Genomic DNA, 19,169 nt, shown 5'->3' on the forward strand with positions numbered 1-19,169 from the left:
TTTTTCACTTCGTGGAAAACCAACACGCGCCATCCTGCGTCTTTGCCAAAAGATGGCTGTCGCGCACGGCCCGGAAACCATGATCAAACAAGCCCTTAGATCGCCTTATCCGCCCGAGTCGGGATAATTTTCCTACCCTGTCCCATCGGCAAAGCTCGCGATGAAAACCGCCCATGACCGCGAAAGACGCCGTTAAATCGGCCCAAAAGCCACAAAAAAAGGCCGTTGCTTGATAAAAGCAACGGCCTGCAACCGACACACGTCGGCGGGAAGAACACGGTTAAGTTCCTTGTGTGGTCACAGGTTTCCCCAGAAAACCTGCCCCCTTAAAGTCGAACCCACGTTGCCCCTTCCCGTCCGGAACGCACGACGGCTTCGACAAATTTCATGCCGTTTAGACCTTCCTGGATGCCCGGCACCAAAAGCGACGCGGCATCTGGCGCGGTGCCATCTAAAAACGCACCAAGTTGGTCGGCAAAATCGGTGTAAAGGTTGGCAAACCCTTCAAGATATCCTTCCGGATGCCCCGGCGGCACACGCACACCGCGAAGCCCCTCGGCACCGATGCCCGCCCCACCGCGCGTCATCAATTCCGGACGGCCATCAAGTGGGCGGAAATGCAGATGATTGGGGTGCTCCTGCGCCCATTCAATCCCGCCTTTATCGCCGTAAACCCGCAATTTCAGCCCGTTTTCATGGCCCACGGCAACCTGACTGGCCCACAACATCCCGCGCGCACCATTGGCATAGCGCATCAGGATTTGCACATTGTCGTCAAGCTTGCGGCCCGCGACAATCGCATCCACATCGGCACACAGTTCGCTGATTTCCAAGCCCGAGACGAAATTTGCAAGGTTATGCGCATGGGTGCCAATATCGCCCAGCGCACCACCCATGCCCGCCTTGGCCGGATCGGCCCGCCAACTGGCTTGTTTGTTGTCGGTATCTTCCACACGGGTTGCCATCCAGCCTTGCGGATATTCAACCTGTACAAGGCGAATATCGCCAAGTTTGCCATCGGCCACCATCTGGCGGGCTTCGCGCACCATCGGATAGGCGGTGTAATTATGGGTTAGCGCAAACAGAAGACCCGTTTCCTTGACCTTGGCGGCAAGCTGCTCGGCTTCATCCACGGTCAAGCAAAGCGGCTTGTCACAGATGACATGAATACCGGCATCAAGCATCGCCATGGCGGCGGGAAAATGAACATGGTTTGGCGTGACAATCGCACACACATCAATGCCATCGTCGCGCGCGGCTTCCTGTGTGGCCATCGTCTCAAAACTGTCATAGCTGCGATCGGCTGCAATAAACAGTTCCTCGGCCGACGCACGGGCAACATCTGGCTTGGACGATAACGCGCCTGCGACCAGTTCATAACGATCATCAAGCCGGGCGGCAATGCGATGCACCGCCCCGATAAATGCCCCGTGGCCGCCGCCAACCATACCCAGTCGAATGCGACGGTTAAGGGGGGTCGTTTTGCTCATGTCTGCCTCCAAATATCGTGTTGCCTTTTGGTGTCTGATCACACCAGATCAGACACCATATGACCGGACCTTAACTTAGTCCAAGAATACGGCGATTGGCCGCCTCGTCCGTGCCACCATCGGCAAAATCGTCAAATGCCTTTTCCGTCACGCGAATGATATGGTTCTTGATGAACTCCGCCCCTTCGCGCGCGCCGTCTTCGGGATGTTTAAGCGCACATTCCCATTCCAGCACGGCCCAGCCATCAAAATCAATCGCGGCCAGTTTTGAGAAAATCGCCCCAAAATCAACCTGACCATCGCCAAGCGACCTGAAACGACCCGCCCGGTTTGCCCAGCCCTGATAACCGGAATAAACGCCCTGGCGTCCGGTCGGGTTAAACTCGGCATCCTTGACATGGAACATGCGAATACGGTCGGCATAAATGTCAATGAAATCAAGGTAGTCAAGCTGCTGAAGCACAAAGTGGCTTGGGTCATACAAAATGTTCGCGCGGGCATGATTGTTCACCCGCTCAAGGAACATCTCAAACGTTACCCCGTCAAACAGGTCTTCGCCCGGATGAATTTCATAGCAAACATCAACACCGCATTCCTCGGCAACATTGAGGATCGGGGTCCAGCGTGCCGCCAATTCATCAAACGCGGTTTCAATCAAACCGGCCGGGCGTTGCGGCCATGGATAGACATATGGCCAGGCAAGTGCGCCCGAAAATGTTGCGTGGGCATTGATGCCCATATTTTGTGATGCCTTAAGGGCTGCTTTAACCTGATTGACCGCCCATTCCTGACGGGCTTTGGGATTGCCGCGTACTTCGGGTACGGCAAAGCCGTCAAACATTTCATCATAGGCCGGATGAACCGCAACAAGCTGACCCTGCAAATGGGTCGAAAGTTCGGTTACTTCCACACCGTGTGCGCCAAGTGTCCCTTTGACCTCGTCGCAGTAGTCCTTGCTTTGTGCTGCGCGTTCAACATCAAACAGGCGTTTGTCCCAGCTTGGGATCTGCACCCCTTTGTAGCCGAGTGACGCAGCCCATTTTCCGATGGAATCAAGACTGTTAAACGGGGCGTCGTCACCTGCGAACTGCGCAAGAAACAATGCCGGTCCCTTGAGCGTTTTCATCGATAACCTCTTAGCGCTGTGGCAGTGTTAAATGGGAAAGGTCGGGACCGGGCAACCATCATGCCACCCGGTCCCGTTTCCAGTTCCAGCCTTAGAACGGGCTGTCAGGGAAATAGAAGTTCTTGGCGTTTTCTTCGGTAACGACAGTCGCACCAAGGATATAACGGCCTTCAACCGGCACACCGGACGCAAATTTAAGTGCGGTCAGTTCCATCGCGGTTGCGATCATTGCCGGCGGATACAGAACGTCAATCGGCGTCAGTTTGTCGCCATCCATCACGCGTTTGATGATGTCTTTCATGCCAGCGCCGCCAACGATGAACATCTCGTCGGTACGGTCAGCCTGTTTGACAGCTTCGATCACGCCAAGCGCGATGTCATCATCCTGTGCCCAGACCGCATCGATTTTCGGGAAACGCGACAGGAAGTCCTGCATGACTTCATAGCCATCATCGCGGTTCCAGTTCGCGTGCTTCATATCAAGCACTTCGATGTTTGATCCTTCGATGGATTCGATAAACGCATCCACACGTTCGGTATCAACCGTGGTCGGAATACCGCGCAGGATAACGATCTTGCCTTCGTCATCGAGGCGTTTACGGATGTATTCACCCGATACACGGCCCAGTTCCGGGTTATTACCCGCAACATAAACGTCCTCGATCCCCGGCAGGGACAAACCACGGTCAACCACGGTGACGAATTTGCCAGCTTCTTTAACCTGCTGAACCGGAACGGTCAGCGGATCAGACTCAAACGGCAATACCACAAGTGCATCGATGTTCTGAACCGACACCAGATCTTCAAGATCATTGGCCTGCTCGGTTGCGCCATTTGCCGAAACAACGATGACATCGATGTTCGGATAGGTGGCTTCAATCCGTTTTTCGGCCTGCTCGGCATGCCAGTTCAGACCACCGGCCCAGCCATGGGTCGCTGCTGGAATGGAAACACCGATCTTAATTTTTTCCTGTGCCATCGCACCGGTAGACACAAGTCCAAGGCCAAGACCCAGAGCACAGGCGGCCCCCAGATATTTTGTAAACGTTTTCATCAACGCTTCCTCCTGATCAAAAAAAATGATGCATTTTCACATTCATCCCGGACGTTGATCGCCGGTTATTTGCTCTTTTTGCGTCGCCAGTCCCCGCGCTGCAGGAACACGGCAACGATGATAATCAGCCCCTGAACTGCTCCGTTCAGATAGTTACTGATCGCATCCGTCAAATTCAGAATATTACCAATCGTGGTCAGCATGATCGCACCAACAACCGTGCCCCAGATGCGGCCATAGCCACCCTTAAGCATGGTGCCGCCAATGATCACGGCCGCAATCGCTTCAAGTTCCCACAGAACCCCGGTTGAACTTGATGCCGACCCAAGACGCGGCACATAAATGATCGTCGCAATCGACACACAAAGCCCCTGAATGACATAGGTCAGGGTCTTGATACGGTCGACATGGATGGCGGAGTAACGGGCAACCTGCTCGTTCGATCCAATGGCAAAACATTTGCGGCCAAACGGCGTCATGTTCAGCAACACATACCCGGCCACCGCGACGGCAAAGAACACCAGAACCGGGATCGGAATGCCAAGGATATCGCCGTAATAAATCGGGCGATACACACCGCGGATATCAAAATCAAGCGACAGGGTCCCGCCATCGGCCATATAGGTCACAAGGGATCGATAAATCCCCATGGTGCCAAGGGTAACAATGAACGCTTCGATCTTGCCCTTGGTGCTGACAAGCCCGTTGATCGCCCCGGCCCCGATGCCAAGGATCACGCTCAGCACGACCCCCAGCAGCACGGTTTCAACCCCGGCCCCCAGTGTCTCGACCAGACCGTTCATCACGACAATCATGGCCCCTGAAATAAACGCCGCCATCGACCCGACCGAAAGGTCAATGCCGCCGGCGGTAATCACGAATGTCGCCCCCACCGCGATGATGCCGATAAAGGCCGCACGGGTGAAGATGTTCGACAGGTTGCCGCCGCTTAAGAACGCGTCATTAATCGCCGTCCCCAAAACAAACAGACCAACCAGCGCCAAAAACGGGCCCAGCGCTTTAAAATCAATGCTAAAGCCGCCCGAAGTCTTCTTTGTCGGTGCTTCGTTGCGCTCAACGCTACTCATGAACAGACGCTCCCTGCTTGCCTGAGATTCCTGTCGCGTGCCGCATGATCTCATGCTCATTGCGGCCATCCCCCATGAGAATGCCGGTAATGCGCCCCCCTGCCATCACCGCAATACGGTCAGACAGGCCAAGCATTTCGGGCATCTCGGACGACAGAAGAATGACGGATTTTCCGCGATCGGTAAGATCGCCGATGAAATGATAAATCTCGCTTTTGGTGCCGATATCGATGCCGCGTGTCGGCTCATCAATGATCACGATGTCCGGGTCGGTTTCCATGACCTTGGCCAGAAGCAATTTCTGCTGGTTGCCACCGGAAAAATCACCGACCTTTGATTTGCGATCAGCAGCCCGGATATCAAACGCCTCAATGGCGGTCTCAAGGGCGGCTTCCTCGGCCTTGCGGTCAATGAACACCCGCCCGAATTTCTCAAGGGCCAGCAACGTCAAATTGGGCCGCATATCCATATTAAGCAGCAACCCGCTGCCTTTGCGGTCCTTGGTCAAATAGGCAATGCCGCATTTCTTGGCATCTTGCAGACTGTTGATTTTGACAGGCGCACCGTTGCGCTCAATGCGCCCGCTGCTGCGCTCACGCAACCCGATGATCGCTTCCATAAGCGCTGTTCGCCCCGCGCCAACAATCCCGGCAAAGCCCAGAACCTCGCCGCGCCTCAGATCAAAGCTGGCGTCACGCACCTGCCCGTCGACACAGACATCGCGCACCGACAATACAATTTCCGCACTGTGATCGGGCACCCTGTCGGGGAACATCTGTTTGATATCGCGTCCGACCATAAGTCGCGCCATATCGTCCTTTTCAAGCTCGGCCACGGTTTCGGTCGTGATATGGCGGCCATCGCGCAACACCGTCACCCGGTCGGCAATCGCCTTGATTTCATCAAGCTTGTGGGAAATATACAGGATCGCGACACCTTGTTCGCGCAGGCGCCTGATCTGATCAAACAGGATCTCAACCTCGCGCCCGGTCAAAACCGCAGTCGGCTCATCCAAAATCAGGATATCGGCCTTTTTGCTGAGCGCCTTGGCGATCTCAACCATCTGACGGTCCGACACCGCAAGATCGCGAATGCGTGCGCGTGGATCGACATCACATTGCAACTGATCCAAAAGCTCCTGCGCCTGTGCGCGCATGGTTGCCTTATCAAGGAACCAGCCGCGCTTGATCTCACGGCCCAGAAAGATGTTTTCTTCGACGGTAAGCTGCTCGGCAAGGTTCAATTCCTGATGGATCAGGATCACGCCGTGGCCTTCGCCAACTTCGCTATCAACGAAACTGACCGGCGCCTGATCAAGGATCAACTCGCCACTGGTTGGCTGATGATAGCCCGAAAGAATTTTAACCAGTGTGGATTTGCCCGCACCATTTTCGCCCAAAAGCGCATGGACCTCGCCCGCATGCAGATCGATGGAAACATCGAAAAGCACCTGTGCCGATCCGAATGACTTGCAAATCTGCCGACCGGACAGGCGTACGCGCCCCTCCTGATCGGGATCAACGGCGTGAACGGCCGCATCCGTCATGAATATATCCTCCCTAGCGTCGCATTTTCGCGATCATCTGTTGGTTACCTTCTCTGTAAACGTTTTCATTTTTCATGTAAACCTTTACATTTGCGTTACAGTGACCAAAATCACCCAGCGCACCACCGTGTTGAATGCCGCTGGACAGCCTGTGACCGGCGGAGTAGGAAGAAGCATGCACGAAAAAATCGCGACGATTGAAGATGTTGCCCGCCACGCAGGGGTATCGATTGCCACTGTCAGCCGGGCTTTGCACAAACCTGATGTGGTTTCCCAAACCACACGCGAAAAAGTGCAGGCCGCGATTGCGACCACCGGCTATACCGCCAATGTCATGGCCCGAAACCTGCGTTTGAACCGCTCGGGCATGATTCTTTTGCTGGTGCCAGACATCGGAAACCCGTTTTTTTCAGCAATCCTCTCTGGGATTGAACAAGGGGCGAGCAAGGCGGGCTATAATGTCCTGATTGGCGACACCCAAAACGATCCCGACCGCGAAGCCACCTATGCCGCCTATCTACGCAGCAATCAGGCCGACGCGATGATCCTTTTGAACGGGCGTCTGCCCGCACCACTGGCCAATTCCCCGGCCAATGCCACCCCGCCGGTGGTGATTGCCTGCGAACGCATCCCCGGTTGTGGCCTGCCCACGGTGATTATCGACAATGAACAGGCCGCCTTTGAGGCCACCACCCATCTGATTAACCATGGCCACCGCAAGATCGCCAATGTGGCCGGGCCGGGCAACAATATCCTGACCGTGGATCGCACCGCCGGATACCGCCGGGCGTTGAGCGAACATGGCATTGCAATTGATCCCAAACTGACCTTTGTCGGGGATTATTCAATCGATGCCGGGATTGCGGCGGGGCGCAGCCTTCTGGCCGATGCCAAAACCCGGCCGACCGGGCTTTTTTGCGCCAGTGACGGCATGGCCATCGGCGTGATTGTTGCTGCCAAGGAACTTGGCCTGCGCGTGCCGCAAGACGTCTCGGTGTTTGGCTTTGATGATATTCATCTGGCTGCGGCCTATGACCCGCCGCTGACCACCGTGCGCCAACCGCGCCGCCGTCTGGGCGAACAGGCCATTACCCTGTTGCTTGATCGCCTTGATCCCAAGACTCCGAACAAAACCGGCAAAACCGATCCGGTCATTGTCCCGACCGAATTGATCATCCGGCAAAGTACAGGCCCCTGCCCCCAAGGCTGACATCCAGATGAGCGACCCTGACGCCAGGTTCCTTACCCGTTGCCGATGTTACGCCACTCATCATAAACCGCCCGTGCGCGGCCTTCGTGGTCCTCGTCGGACTTGGCACTTTCAGATGCAAAAATCTTAAACCGGATGCCATTGGGATCGCGCACAAAAAGCCGGCGTGACGTGCCATCATCTTCGTTATGATAGACAATCTTGTGCTGAAACAGGTGGTTCTGCCACGCAATCACATCGCGCGCCGACCGACACCGCAACCCGATATGAAACACATCATCGGGCATCTGCGGATCATCGGCATACGGCCCGTTATCGGCCGGCCAGTCATAAAAGGATAATCGCGTGCCGTCGCTCAAGGCATAGGTGATCAGCAGGTAATCGCTTTTCCATGACGGGCTATAGCCACTTTCCGCATGCACAAGCGTTGCCCCCATGACGTTCGAGTAAAACGCGTCTGTCGCCGCAAGATCACGGGTTGGAAATGCAAGATGATCGACACTGACTGGTGCAGCTGTCATGTATGCCTCCGTTGGTCTTATGTACCCTTCTCAACAGATGGTGAATTTCGCTCCAAAATCAATCCGATGTCCTGCTTTTGAAATCGTCATGAAATCACAACATGCAACGAATGATAAAATCACAGTACATATGGACCGATTACCGTATTGACCCCCTTGCCCCCCGCTGCTATTGGGTCGCCTTGCGGAACATACCGGCAATCGCGCGCGTTGTTACCCATATTCAAATGACGCGCATTTGGCATCACCGCCCTTGATGGGGGACATAAACGATGAATGACCATAGTTTATCCGTCTCCGGATCATGGATGACGCAGCGTTTCGCCGACCATTAGAGGATCGCACCACATGCTGGTGCGCCTGATGGACCGTCCGGCTTTGGCGTTTTAGGCCAAAGCCCCCAATCATCCCACATCCCCGTGACATAGTTGTAGAGAGCCGCCCATGCCCGCAACGCCATATTACCTGATCGACAAGTCGAAGCTTTTGCGCAACATGGAAAAGATCGCCTATGTGCGCGAACATTCCGGGGCAAAGGCGCTTCTGGCACTCAAATGCTTTGCCACATGGTCGGTATTTGATTTCATGGCCGACTATATGGACGGCACCACGTCGTCATCGCTGTATGAAGTCAAACTGGGCCGCGAAAAATTCGGCAAGGAAACCCACGCCTATAGCGTCGCCTATTCGGACGGCGAAATTGGCGAGGTGATCGAAAATGCCGACAAGATCATTTTCAATTCCATCAGCCAGCTGACCCGCTTTGGCGATAAGGCCTCAAACATCGTGCGTGGCCTGCGCCTGAACCCACAGGTTTCCACCTCAAGCTTTGATCTCGCCGATCCGGCCCGCCCGTTTTCGCGCCTTGGCGAATGGGACGTTGCCAAGGTCGAAGCCGTGATGGATCAAATTTCCGGCTTTATGATCCACAACAACTGCGAAAATGACGATTTCGATCTGTTTGATCGCATGTTGGGGAACATCGAACAAAAGTTCGGCGCGCTTTTGTCGCGTGTCGAATGGGTCAGCTTGGGCGGCGGCATTCACTTTACCGGTGATGATTACCCGCTTGATAAATTCTGCGCGCGCCTTCGGGCGTTTTCGCAAAAATTCGGCGTGCAGGTCTATCTGGAGCCGGGCGAAGCCTCGATCACCAAAAGCACAACGCTTGAGGTCACCGTGCTCGATACCCTGTTTAACGGCAAAAATCTGGCGATTGTCGATAGCTCAATCGAAGCCCATATGCTCGACCTTTTGATCTACCGCGAAAATGCCAAGGTGCTGCCCAACACCGGCGACCATGCGTACATGATTTGTGGCAAATCCTGCCTCGCCGGTGACGTTTTTGGCGACTTTAATTTTGAACATGAAATCAAGGTCGGCGACCGCATCTCGATTGACGATGCCGCGGGCTACACCATGGTCAAAAAGAACTGGTTTAACGGGGTCGGCATGCCGTCCATCGTCATCCGGGAACTCGACGGTACAGAACGCGTTATTCGCGAATTTGACTTTACTGACTTCGTCTCAAGCCTTTCGTAACCCGAAAGGGCTGTTTTCATAGCGAACCGGGGCAGAACAAAACCTGCCCCCACCTCTCAAACAAGGGAGTTTTTGGCCCGACATGAAAAAGAATGTTCTGATTATTGGTGCCGGTGGCGTCGCCCAGGTGGTTGCCCATAAATGCGCACAGCATAACGACGTGCTGGGCGATATTCACATCGCCTCACGCACTGCTGTGAAGTGTCAGCAGATCATCGACAGCATCCACGAAAAGAACGCACTCAAGAACCCCGGCGTTCTTGAAGGCCATGGCTTGGATGCCACCGATATTGATGCGACCGCAGCCCTGATCGAAAAAACCGGAAGCCAGATCGTCATTAATGTCGGCTCTCCCTTCGTCAACATGTCCGTCATGTCGGCCTGCATCAAAACCGGCGTTGCCTATCTTGATACCGCCATCCATGAAGAGCAGGACAAAATCTGCGAAACCCCGCCGTGGTATGCCAACTACGAATGGAAACGCCGCGAAGAATGCGAAAAGGCCGGTGTCACCGCCATCCTTGGCATCGGCTTTGATCCGGGTGTTGTGAATGCCTATGCCAAACTGGCGGTCGAGGATTACTTCGATAAAATCAGCTCGATTGACATCATCGACATCAATGCCGGCAGCCATGGCAAATATTTCGCCACCAACTTCGACCCGGAAATCAACTTCCGCGAATTTACCGGCACGGTCTATTCCTGGCAGGACAGCAAATGGCAGTCCAACAAGATGTTCGAGATCAAGAAAATCTGGGACATGCCCGTGGTTGGCGAAAGCCAGACCTTCATGACCGGCCATGACGAAGTCCATTCCCTATCACAGAACTTGGACGTCCCGAACGTCCGCTTCTGGATGGGCTTTGGCGATCACTACGTCAATGTGTTTACCGTACTCAACAGCATCGGCCTTCTGTCCGAACAGCCGGTGACAACCGCCGAGGGACAGGAAGTCATTCCGCTGAAACTCGTAAAGGCCTGCCTGCCGGACCCAAGCTCCCTTGCCCCCGACTACACCGGCAAAACCTGCATCGGTGATCTGGTCAAGGGGACCAAGGACGGCAAGGAAACCGAAGTCCTGATCTATAACGTCGCTGACCACAAAGACGCCTATAACGAAGTCGGCAGCCAAGGCATTTCCTACACCGCTGGCGTGCCGCCGGTGGCGGCTGCCATGCTGATTGCGACCGGCGAATGGGACGTCAAAAAAATGGCCAACGTCGAAGACCTGCCCGCCAAGCCGTTCCTGAACTTGCTCAACGGCATGGGCCTTCCGACCCGCATCAAAGACGCCAATGGCGACCGGGCACTGGATTTTAGCTAATCGGCCAAATCCACACCTCCTGATTAAAATGGCGGACCCTTGTGTCCGCCATTTTTTATGCCGAGTCCTGACCTTCTGGTCAGGAAAGCGACTTTTTAACGCACAACCGGGCGTTTATCCCTTTCCCGTGTGACACACATCAGCGCCCTATACCTTCGGTCGCGCAAGACGTGAAAACGTTGGGTTCCCTTATGGTTTCGCCCAAAATAATCCCCTCCTTATGAATAGGATTCTGGGCACTTCGCACACGCAAAAATAAACCTTTCAAAATCAACGGTTTGACAACCGAAACCGCTTTCGCTAGCGTCTCAAACTCTTTCCGAAAGCGGTTTCGGAAAAGAAGCAAACATCCCCACAAAGGTGATGAAGAAAAGATAAGGGAGGTTCCGTGCCACGCGCGCCACAACGTAGCGAGACCATGTCTATTGCCCGACTGGCAAAGCACCTTGGCCTGTCCGAGGGTACGGTTTCGCGCGCGCTGAACAACTATCCCGACATTGCCGACAAAACCATCGCGCGTGTGCGCAAGGCCGCCGATGAACTGGGCTATCGCCCGTCTACCACCGCCCGGCGATTGGCGCGGGGTGTGGTTGAAACCATCGGCTTTGTCCTGCCCGCCCGTCATGGGCATCAAATTGATCCATTTCTGGCCGAAATCCTTGATGGGCTGGCGACCGAGCTGGCCCTGTCGGACTGGGATTTGCTGGTTGCCGCCGTCCCCGAAGGCCATGACGAAGTCGAAGTCATGGACCGCCTGATCCGGTCTGGCAAGGTGGGCGGCTTTGTCATTGCCCGCACACGGCGCCACGATCCGCGCATCGACTATCTGCGCAAATCGCATATCCCCTTTGTTGTGCAAGGCCGCACCGAAGACTGCGACGATTATGCGTGGCTCGATATCGACAATGAAAAGGCCTTTATCGATGCCATGGGCCATCTTGTTGGTTTGGGCCATCGCAAGATCGCCTATCTCGGCGGCGATCCCGACCTGAACTATGCGTGGCAACGCCGGTCTGGATATCTGAGCGCGGCAAAAACTCATGGCTGCGATGTTCTTGATGGCTACCTTCATGACGGCATCACCGATGAAATGGCCGCCCGGCACGCCGTTGCCGACCTCCTCAAACATCCCGACCGCCCCACCGCCATCCTGTGCGTCACCGATGCGGTCGCCATTGGTGCGATCCATGCGCTGGCCCACGCCGGGATTACGGTTGGCGAAGAAATATCGGTTATCGGTTTTGATGGCCTGCCCATGGGGGAGGCCATCCACCCCGGCCTGACCACCATGAGCCAGGCCAGTTATCAGGTCGGCCGCGCGGTTGGCCGCATTGTTGTCGAACAGGCCAACGCGCCTGCATCCGAGTTTTCCCAGATTCTATGGGAAGCAACGCTGACCATCCGTGGATCAGCCAATCCGCCAGCGCCAAAGCTGGTTACCAATGCCAAGGGAGGCATCTCATGAAAACAAGGTTTACGCGTGCATTGACTCTCGCAGCCGTCGGCCTGCTGGTTTCCACCAGCATGGCAAGTGCGCAGCTGCGTTTCTGGACCATCGAAGAACAGCCAGACCGCCTTGCCAAGCAACAGGAAATGGCCAAGGCGTTTGAGGAAAAAACCGGCACCGCCGTCGAAGTCATTCCGGTCACCGAATCCGAACTCGGCACACGGGCCACGGCCGCCTATGCCGCCGGTGATTTGCCCGACGTCATTTATCTCACCCTGCAATATGTCCTGCCATGGTCCGAAGCCGGTATCCTTGATACCGAAGCCAACAACGAAGTCATCCGCGACCTTGGGGCCGATACCTTTGCCCCCGCCGCCTTGTCGATGGCCGATTTTGACGGTGAAACCGCCGCCGTTCCGTCCGATGGCTGGACCCAGATGGTGCTGTACCGCAAGGATCTGTTTGACGAAGCCGGGTTAGAGGCCCCCAACAGCTACGCCAACATTCAAAAGGCGCTGGAAAAACTGCACAATCCGCCGGAAATGTATGGCTTTGTCGCCGCAACCAAGATCGACGACAACTTCATGAGCCAGGTGCTCGAACATGTCCTTCTGGCCAATGGCGCAACCCCGGTTGCCAAGGATGGATCTGTCGGATTTGACAAGGCCAAACTGGTCGAAGCACTCGAATTCTATAAATCCATCGCCAAGGCATCGCCCCCCGGTGATCTGTACTGGAAACAGTCGCGCGAAGTCTATTTCGCCGGTCAGGCGGCGATGATCATCTGGTCGCCCTTCATTCTGGATGAACTGGCGGGCCTTCGCGACAGCGCCCCGCCCACCATCAACGATGACCCGACATCGGGCGAACTGGCATCGAAAACCGGCATCGTCACCCGTCTGACCGGCCCGTCCAACCCCGATGGTGCCGCATGGGGGGACATCAACTATTTCGGCATCACCAATGACGCCGATACCGATGCCGCCGAAGAATTCGTCAAATTCTCGATGGACGAAGGCTACACCAACACGCTCTCCATCGCCCCCGAAGGCAAATTCCCGGTCCGCCGAGGCACTGCCGAAGACCCGAAAAAGTTCACCAAAGCATGGGCGACCCTTCCGGTCGGGGTCGATCGCAAAAAACCACTGTCGGAGTTGTATGACCCGGCTGTGATCGACGAAATCGTTTCGGGGCTTGAAACGGCCAACCGTTGGGGCGTTGCTGAGGGCCAATTGGCCAAGGCATCGCGCATCATCAACAGCCAGATCATCAACACGCTGGTCCGCGAATATATCGACGGCGAACGTGATGCATCGGCAACGGCTGATTTGATCAACGAAGAAATCGCCGCCGTCGAATAAACGATCTTGAATTCGGGGCGGGCTGATTTTGGGCCGCCCCGGATATCTGGTTTTCACAACGGACCAAAGACGATGACAACGTCCCACAGCACCCAGACACCATCCGCAACAGCACCGCCCAAAAAATCAAAACTCGGCCCCATGGCCCGGCGCGAAGCAAAACTTGCGCTTTGGATGCTGGCGCCGACCTTTTTGATTGTGATGGGCATTGTCCTGTTTCCGCTGCTGGCCAACTTCTGGATTTCGGTAAAGCCGGTCAAACTGTCCGACTTGCGCCCGCCAACCCCGGTGGTATCGGAACGGGTGCGCGGGGATATGGATGTTGCGGGCGAAGAATTTCGCATTCAGTACCGCATGCGCAATTCATCGCAAACCGGGGCGATTGATGACGTTGTTCTGACCGATACCCTGCCGTCTGGCATCACCATCACCGACATTGACCCGGCCTGTGAAATCACCGGTCAAAATGTCACCTGCCGTCTCGACCGTCTTGAAGGCGGGGACCGTCAACGCCTTGAACTCAAAGCCACCGCTAATACCGATTTTGCCGCCAATCCGGTGTCGCCCCGCGACAGCGAACCAACACTGACCGGCACTTCCGAAAATATCCTGACCAACAACCAGTTCACGCTTGATAACTTTGCACGCATCTTTGATTCCCGCGAATTCTGGAGCGTGCTTTGGGTCACCATTGCCTATACCGTCTTTGGCACCTTGGGCGCACTGGTCCTTGGTCTGTTTGCCGCACAGATTTTAAACAAGCCCTTTAAGGGCCGCTCGATCATTCGCGGCCTTTTCCTGTTTCCCTATGTCGCCCCCGTGATCGCGGTCGCCTTTACATGGGTGATCCTGCTTGATCCGTTTAACGGCACGTTCAATGCCATTTTACAACGCATGAACGTCACCGATGCCGGGGTAAACTTCTTTGGCCAACGCGCCCTGCCGATTGATATCTTTGGCCTGACCATTGAATTCCCGTTGGCCCTTGCGACTGTGATCGCCTTTGAAGCATGGCGGTATTTCCCGCTGTCGTTCCTGTTTATTCTCGCCCGGATGCAGTCGATATCCTCAGACATGTATGAGGCCGCCGAGGTCGATGGTGCGTCCCCGCTGCAACAGTTCTGGCACATCTCCCTGCCGCAGCTTCTGGGCATTCTATCGACCCTGTTTTTGCTGCGCTTCATTTGGACGTTCAACAAATTCGACGACATCTTCCTTCTGACCGGCGGGGCTGCGGGCACGCGGACCTTGACCGTCGATGTCTATGAACAGGGCTTTGCCCTTTCAAACCTTGGCGCCGGGGCGGCCGTGGCCGTCGCCATCTTCATCCTGCTTCTGGTCTTTGCCGTGTTCTACTTCAAATTCGTCCATCGGGAGGATCAGTAATGCGTATCGGTACGGGTCTTCTACTTTCCCTGATTTCGGGCCTGATCTGGGGCGTGATTGCCATTGTCATTACCGGCATCTCACTGACCCTGATCACCGGGCTTGCCGCCACCCCGATCATTTCGGCCGGTGCGCTTGCCGGGGCGGTCAATGCCGCGATCATTATCTCGCGCGCGCCTAAAAACCGCACACCGGGATTGTATCTTGTCGCCTTTGCCGCGGTGGTGATTGCGATGATGCTGGTGTCCTTTGGCATGCCGTTCAGTCTGTCATTCTCCCAAAACTCTGCCACTCAGGCCTTTGGCGTTGGCCTGATTGCACTGGCCATCACCTTTGCCAACCGCATGTGCCTGATGGACGCCCATGCGGGGATGCTCAAACGCTACAGCTTTGATCTTGTCATTGTGCGCGTGTTCAAGGGGCTTGGCTTTGTGTTTTTCAGCGTGATCGTCATCCTGCCATTCTATGTGATGGTGATGACCAGCCTGAAAAACCAGCAAGACCTGTTTTTGAACCCGCTTGATCTGTCGATTGATCTCTCGCAGGGTTTTGCCAGCCTGACCGACAGTTATGTCGAACTGTTTACCCAGTTCAATTTTGGCAGTTTCCTTCTGACATCGACCATTGTCTCCGTCTCGACCGTCCTTATCACGCTGGCCTTTTCCATTCCCGGTGCCTATGCGGTGGCGCGTCTGAAATTCCCCGGCCAGACCGTGCTTTCAAGCTCGATCCTTCTGATCTATCTCGTGCCCATGATCGTTCTGGTGATCCCGCTTTATGCGGTGTTTAGCCAGCTTGGCCTGCGCAACTCGCTGGTTGGCCTTTTGATTGTCTATCCGGCCACCACGGTTCCCGTCGCCCTTTACATGCTTCAGGGATATTTTCGCGGCATTCCCGCCGAACTCGAAGAAGCCGGTTTGATGGATGGACTGTCGCGCCTTGGTGTAATTTGGAAAATCACCCTGCCGCTTGCCCTTCCCGCCCTTGCATCGGTCTCGCTTTATGTCTTCATGATTGCGTGGAACGAGTTTCTGTTTGCCTTCATGTTCCTCGATGATCCGGGCATTTTCACCCTGTCACGCGGGGTTGTCTCGCTCAATTCCTCCGAGGTTCCGCGCCAACATCTGATGGCCGGTGCGGTGATTGCCACCGTGCCGATATTGGCGATTTTCCTGTGGTTTGAACGCTTCCTTGTTCAGGGCCTGACGGCCGGGAGTGTCAAGGGATGATCATGTCACCAATCCATCAAATGCCCGTACGGCATTGCGCACCATCCACACCATTCATAAAAAAAACGCCCACCGCCAAAGATCAGGAGGCCAAATAAAATGGGTCAGATCGAACTCAAAGACATCCGTAAATCATTTGGCGGTGTCGAGGTTATCAAAGGCATCGACCTTCAAATCGACGAGGGCGAGTTGGTGATTTTCGTCGGCCCGTCAGGCTGTGGGAAATCCACCTTGCTGCGCCTGATTTCCGGTCTGGTCGAGGCCAGCGACGGTCAGATCATCATTGATGGCGATGACGTGACGGGCAAGCCCCCCGCCGAACGTGAACTATCCATGGTGTTTCAGTCCTACGCGCTTTATCCGCACAAATCGGTGCGTGAAAACATGGGCTTTGCGCTGACTGTGGCTGGCATGCCCAAATCCGACATCACCGCCAAGGTTGATGAGGCCGCCGCGACCCTGAAACTCGAAGACTACCTTGACCGCAAACCAAAGGCCCTGTCAGGCGGGCAACGTCAACGCGTTGCGATTGGCCGCGCCATTGTCCGCGAACCGCGTGCGTTTTTGTTTGATGAACCGCTCTCGAACCTTGATGCCGCACTCCGGGTCGAGATGCGTCTTGAAATCGCCCGCCTGCATCGGAAACTCGGCGCGACCATGGTTTATGTCACCCATGATCAGGTCGAAGCCATGACGCTTGCCGACAAAATCGTTGTGCTGCAAGCAGGCCAGATCGAACAAATCGGCTCCCCGCTTGATCTGTATCGGAATCCCGGCAACCTGTTCGTCGCACAGTTTATCGGCTCGCCGAAAATGAATGTGGTGGATTGCACCGGTGTTGGCACCACGCTGACCTTTGGCAATCGCAACACATCCGATATTGCGCGCAATGCCGACGGGGCGACCAAAATGGGCATCCGTCCCGAACATATGTCGCTGTGTGCCGAAAAGGACGGCATCCTTGTCGGTCAGATTGATGTGATGGAACATCTCGGCTCGGACAGCTTTGCCTATGTCAATGTCACCGATGTCGGACTTTTCACCGTGCGCATCGTCGGCCATTCCGAGGCTGTCGTCGGCGATGTGGTCGGGCTGACGTTCGGATCGGAAAATGTGCATCTGTTCGATGCCGCCGAAAAAACCATTCCGGCCTGATCGATGATGCACTTTAATCCTCATACAATTAAAATGCGGTCAAATGTCACCCAAATGGCGGGCCATGATCGGGTCCCTGGTTCGCCATTTGGTCATTTTCTTAAAATGAATAATAAAGATGATTATTCAAAATAATTGAAGAATAAAAACAGCCCGAACCGCTACTTCAGCGACCCCAGAACCGCCAGACTTTCATAGCGTTTGATATAGGGTTCATGAAACACCCGATCGACAAATGCGCTGTATTCTTCCATGTCAGTGACTTGAATTCGCAACACAAAATCATGTGCACCCGTCACATGATGACATTGGACAACTTCGGGCATTTTCGCAAAGGCCTCACGCATCAACATATACCGATCCGGCCGGTCGCGCTCCATGGTCAAAAGCACGATAACCATCATCTTTTTGCCAAAAACCTTAGGCGATACAATCGCAACATCGCGCTCAATCACGCCAGTTTCGCGCAACCGCTGAACCCGGCGCAAACAGGCCGCCGACGACAGCCCGACACGGTCGGCAAGCTCGCTGCCCGTCAAACGGCTGTTTTCCTGCAACAGTTCAAGCAGGCGATGGTCGAATTTATCAAGCTCCGCCACGGTTCAGTCTTCCTGGTTCATCATGATGTAACACCCTGTAAACAAGGATGACCCAAGCCGCCAGCGAAAGAAAATCGTTTTTATAAAATTTTTGCGGAAATCTCGCACCGAATTGCGAAGTTTGCGCGCCAAACAACATATCGCAGGCGTAGTTTATCTGTGGGTTCAGAGGAAACTCTAACCCCTTATTAGCAAACAAACTAGCGAGCCAGCATCATGCCAGCACATGTTACGACTGATCCCCTCGTCGCCACCACCAATGTTGCGCCGACTTCGGCCGCATCTGTCTGGCGCTGGCTCGTCCTTTTGCCGCGCAAATGGGCCCACGCATACAAGATCGCCCGCGACACCCAAATGCTGCGGTCGGCCCCGCGCGAAGTTCTTGACGATATCGGCATTGCACGCCGCGACGTTCAATTCGCTTGCGAACATGGTCGTCTGCCGAACTGAGACCCATTCCCCATCGACAAACAGGCGCCCCACCCTGTTTGCTGATGTGATGAAAAGCCTGCCGGTACATATCCTGTATCGGCAGGCTTTTTTCTTTTCGGGGTGGTTACCCGTCGGTTACCTGCGCCCCCGCAATGATGCGCCATAACAAGCCAAAAGAGAGAGATGAGGCGGTCATGCAATATCAGCTTAAAATCAATGGTGAATCCCGAACCGTTGACGCCGAACCGGGCACCCCGTTGCTGTGGGTTCTGCGCGACGAACTGCAACTTACCGGCACCAAATTTGGCTGCGGAGTTGCCTATTGCGGCGCCTGTACGGTGCATGTCGATGGCTATCCGACCCGGTCCTGCCAGACCTTTGTCGAGGATGCGGTCGAAACCGAAATCACCACCATCGAAGGGGCCACCGACAAAGTTGCCGAGGCCGTTCAGGCCGCTTGGCGTGAAAAGGATGTGGTGCAGTGTGGCTGGTGTCAGTCAGGTCAGATCATGTCGGCCATCGGTCTTTTGACCGAAAACCCCAGCCCGACCGATGCAGACATCAAGGAATACATGTACGGCAATGCGTGCCGGTGCGTGACCTATGTCCGCATTAACGAAGCCATCAAGCTCGCATCGCAAAAGCTGGAGGCCTAAGCC

At 55.1% G+C, this 19,169-nt stretch carries 17 protein-coding genes; 10 read left to right on the forward strand and 7 right to left on the reverse strand.

Features of this window, described 5'->3' with window-relative positions; translation table 11 throughout:
- Positions 1–326: 326 nt before the first annotated feature.
- The 5 genes from COO92_RS12825 to COO92_RS12845 all read right to left on the reverse strand — a co-directional run bounded on the left by COO92_RS12825 (position 327) and on the right by COO92_RS12845 (position 6,304).
- Positions 327–1,490 (reverse strand): Gfo/Idh/MocA family protein, encoded by a 1,164-nt coding sequence (locus COO92_RS12825; RefSeq protein ID WP_101302692.1) that lies wholly within the window; start codon positions 1,488–1,490, stop codon positions 327–329.
- A 70-nt stretch (positions 1,491–1,560) separates the two neighbouring features.
- Entirely contained in the window at positions 1,561–2,616 is a 1,056-nt protein-coding gene (locus COO92_RS12830; RefSeq protein ID WP_022731395.1) for a sugar phosphate isomerase/epimerase family protein, read from the reverse strand.
- 91 nt (positions 2,617–2,707) lie between these two features.
- Positions 2,708–3,670, reverse strand: coding sequence for an ABC transporter substrate-binding protein (locus COO92_RS12835; protein WP_101302693.1), 963 nt, complete (start codon positions 3,668–3,670; stop codon positions 2,708–2,710).
- A 65-nt stretch (positions 3,671–3,735) separates the two neighbouring features.
- A complete protein-coding gene (locus tag COO92_RS12840; protein WP_101302695.1) occupies positions 3,736–4,758 on the reverse strand; it encodes an ABC transporter permease in 1,023 nt (340 codons plus the stop codon).
- Positions 4,751–6,304 (reverse strand): sugar ABC transporter ATP-binding protein, encoded by a 1,554-nt coding sequence (locus tag COO92_RS12845; RefSeq protein WP_101302697.1) that lies wholly within the window; start codon positions 6,302–6,304, stop codon positions 4,751–4,753. Before COO92_RS12845 ends, COO92_RS12840 begins: the two co-directional genes overlap by 8 nt.
- 175 nt (positions 6,305–6,479) lie before the next feature.
- On the opposite strand from COO92_RS12845, the gene COO92_RS12850 reads away from it, so the two are divergent.
- Complete coding sequence (locus COO92_RS12850) at positions 6,480–7,514, forward strand: LacI family DNA-binding transcriptional regulator (protein WP_101302699.1); 1,035 nt, start codon at positions 6,480–6,482, stop codon at positions 7,512–7,514.
- A 32-nt stretch (positions 7,515–7,546) separates the two neighbouring features.
- Here COO92_RS12850 and COO92_RS12855 read toward each other — a convergent pair whose 3' ends face one another.
- Entirely contained in the window at positions 7,547–8,035 is a 489-nt protein-coding gene (locus tag COO92_RS12855) for a VOC family protein (RefSeq protein ID WP_101302701.1), read from the reverse strand.
- Positions 8,036–8,479: 444 nt separating this feature from the next.
- Between COO92_RS12855 and nspC the strand changes: the two genes are divergently transcribed.
- The 7 genes from nspC (at position 8,480) to COO92_RS12890 (ending at position 17,479) form a co-directional block, all read left to right on the forward strand.
- Positions 8,480–9,577 (forward strand): carboxynorspermidine decarboxylase, encoded by a 1,098-nt coding sequence (nspC, locus tag COO92_RS12860; protein ID WP_101302703.1) that lies wholly within the window; start codon positions 8,480–8,482, stop codon positions 9,575–9,577.
- An 82-nt stretch (positions 9,578–9,659) separates the two neighbouring features.
- On the forward strand, positions 9,660–10,901 hold the full coding sequence (locus COO92_RS12865; protein WP_101302705.1) for a saccharopine dehydrogenase family protein: 1,242 nt from the start codon (positions 9,660–9,662) through the stop codon (positions 10,899–10,901).
- A gap of 388 nt (positions 10,902–11,289) precedes the next feature.
- Positions 11,290–12,366 (forward strand): substrate-binding domain-containing protein, encoded by a 1,077-nt coding sequence (locus COO92_RS12870; RefSeq protein WP_133125069.1) that lies wholly within the window; start codon positions 11,290–11,292, stop codon positions 12,364–12,366.
- On the forward strand, positions 12,363–13,709 hold the full coding sequence (locus tag COO92_RS12875) for an ABC transporter substrate-binding protein (protein WP_101302709.1): 1,347 nt from the start codon (positions 12,363–12,365) through the stop codon (positions 13,707–13,709). Before COO92_RS12870 ends, COO92_RS12875 begins: the two co-directional genes overlap by 4 nt.
- A gap of 72 nt (positions 13,710–13,781) precedes the next feature.
- The gene (locus tag COO92_RS12880; RefSeq protein WP_101302711.1) at positions 13,782–15,095 is read left to right on the forward strand and encodes a carbohydrate ABC transporter permease; all 1,314 of its coding nucleotides are present in this window, start codon (positions 13,782–13,784) and stop codon (positions 15,093–15,095) included.
- Positions 15,095–16,324: a carbohydrate ABC transporter permease gene (locus tag COO92_RS12885; protein ID WP_101302713.1), complete on the forward strand. Its 1,230-nt coding sequence runs from the start codon at positions 15,095–15,097 to the stop codon at positions 16,322–16,324. Before COO92_RS12880 ends, COO92_RS12885 begins: the two co-directional genes overlap by 1 nt.
- A 99-nt stretch (positions 16,325–16,423) precedes the next feature.
- Positions 16,424–17,479, forward strand: a complete 1,056-nt coding sequence (locus COO92_RS12890; protein ID WP_101302715.1) for an ABC transporter ATP-binding protein — start codon at positions 16,424–16,426, stop codon at positions 17,477–17,479.
- A 161-nt stretch (positions 17,480–17,640) separates the two neighbouring features.
- Here COO92_RS12890 and COO92_RS12895 read toward each other — a convergent pair whose 3' ends face one another.
- Positions 17,641–18,078 (reverse strand): Lrp/AsnC family transcriptional regulator, encoded by a 438-nt coding sequence (locus COO92_RS12895; protein WP_022731414.1) that lies wholly within the window; start codon positions 18,076–18,078, stop codon positions 17,641–17,643.
- Between the two features lie 216 nt (positions 18,079–18,294).
- Here COO92_RS12895 and COO92_RS12900 point away from each other — a divergent pair, with 216 nt between their 5' ends.
- Both COO92_RS12900 and COO92_RS12905 read left to right on the forward strand, forming a co-directional pair.
- Positions 18,295–18,528, forward strand: a complete 234-nt coding sequence (locus COO92_RS12900) for a hypothetical protein (protein ID WP_101302717.1) — start codon at positions 18,295–18,297, stop codon at positions 18,526–18,528.
- Positions 18,529–18,704: 176 nt separating this feature from the next.
- Positions 18,705–19,166, forward strand: a complete 462-nt coding sequence (locus tag COO92_RS12905) for a (2Fe-2S)-binding protein (protein WP_022731416.1) — start codon at positions 18,705–18,707, stop codon at positions 19,164–19,166.
- Positions 19,167–19,169: the final 3 nt, after the last annotated feature.

Source organism: Thalassospira lohafexi, from assembly GCF_002844275.1.
In the GTDB taxonomy this organism is placed as follows: Bacteria; Pseudomonadota; Alphaproteobacteria; order Rhodospirillales; family Thalassospiraceae; genus Thalassospira; species Thalassospira lohafexi.

Coding starts and splice junctions, on each gene's coding strand:
- COO92_RS12825 (WP_101302692.1), bottom strand. CDS start 1,490: ATGAGCAAAACGACCCCCCTTAACCGTCGCATTCGACTGGGTATGGTT.
- COO92_RS12830 (WP_022731395.1), bottom strand. CDS start 2,616: ATGAAAACGCTCAAGGGACCGGCATTGTTTCTTGCGCAGTTCGCAGGT.
- COO92_RS12835 (WP_101302693.1), bottom strand. CDS start 3,670: ATGAAAACGTTTACAAAATATCTGGGGGCCGCCTGTGCTCTGGGTCTT.
- COO92_RS12840 (WP_101302695.1), bottom strand. CDS start 4,758: ATGAGTAGCGTTGAGCGCAACGAAGCACCGACAAAGAAGACTTCGGGC.
- COO92_RS12845 (WP_101302697.1), bottom strand. CDS start 6,304: ATGACGGATGCGGCCGTTCACGCCGTTGATCCCGATCAGGAGGGGCGC.
- COO92_RS12850 (WP_101302699.1), top strand. CDS start 6,480: ATGCACGAAAAAATCGCGACGATTGAAGATGTTGCCCGCCACGCAGGG.
- COO92_RS12855 (WP_101302701.1), bottom strand. CDS start 8,035: ATGACAGCTGCACCAGTCAGTGTCGATCATCTTGCATTTCCAACCCGT.
- nspC (WP_101302703.1), top strand. CDS start 8,480: ATGCCCGCAACGCCATATTACCTGATCGACAAGTCGAAGCTTTTGCGC.
- COO92_RS12865 (WP_101302705.1), top strand. CDS start 9,660: ATGAAAAAGAATGTTCTGATTATTGGTGCCGGTGGCGTCGCCCAGGTG.
- COO92_RS12875 (WP_101302709.1), top strand. CDS start 12,363: ATGAAAACAAGGTTTACGCGTGCATTGACTCTCGCAGCCGTCGGCCTG.
- COO92_RS12880 (WP_101302711.1), top strand. CDS start 13,782: ATGACAACGTCCCACAGCACCCAGACACCATCCGCAACAGCACCGCCC.
- COO92_RS12885 (WP_101302713.1), top strand. CDS start 15,095: ATGCGTATCGGTACGGGTCTTCTACTTTCCCTGATTTCGGGCCTGATC.
- COO92_RS12890 (WP_101302715.1), top strand. CDS start 16,424: ATGGGTCAGATCGAACTCAAAGACATCCGTAAATCATTTGGCGGTGTC.
- COO92_RS12900 (WP_101302717.1), top strand. CDS start 18,295: ATGCCAGCACATGTTACGACTGATCCCCTCGTCGCCACCACCAATGTT.
- COO92_RS12905 (WP_022731416.1), top strand. CDS start 18,705: ATGCAATATCAGCTTAAAATCAATGGTGAATCCCGAACCGTTGACGCC.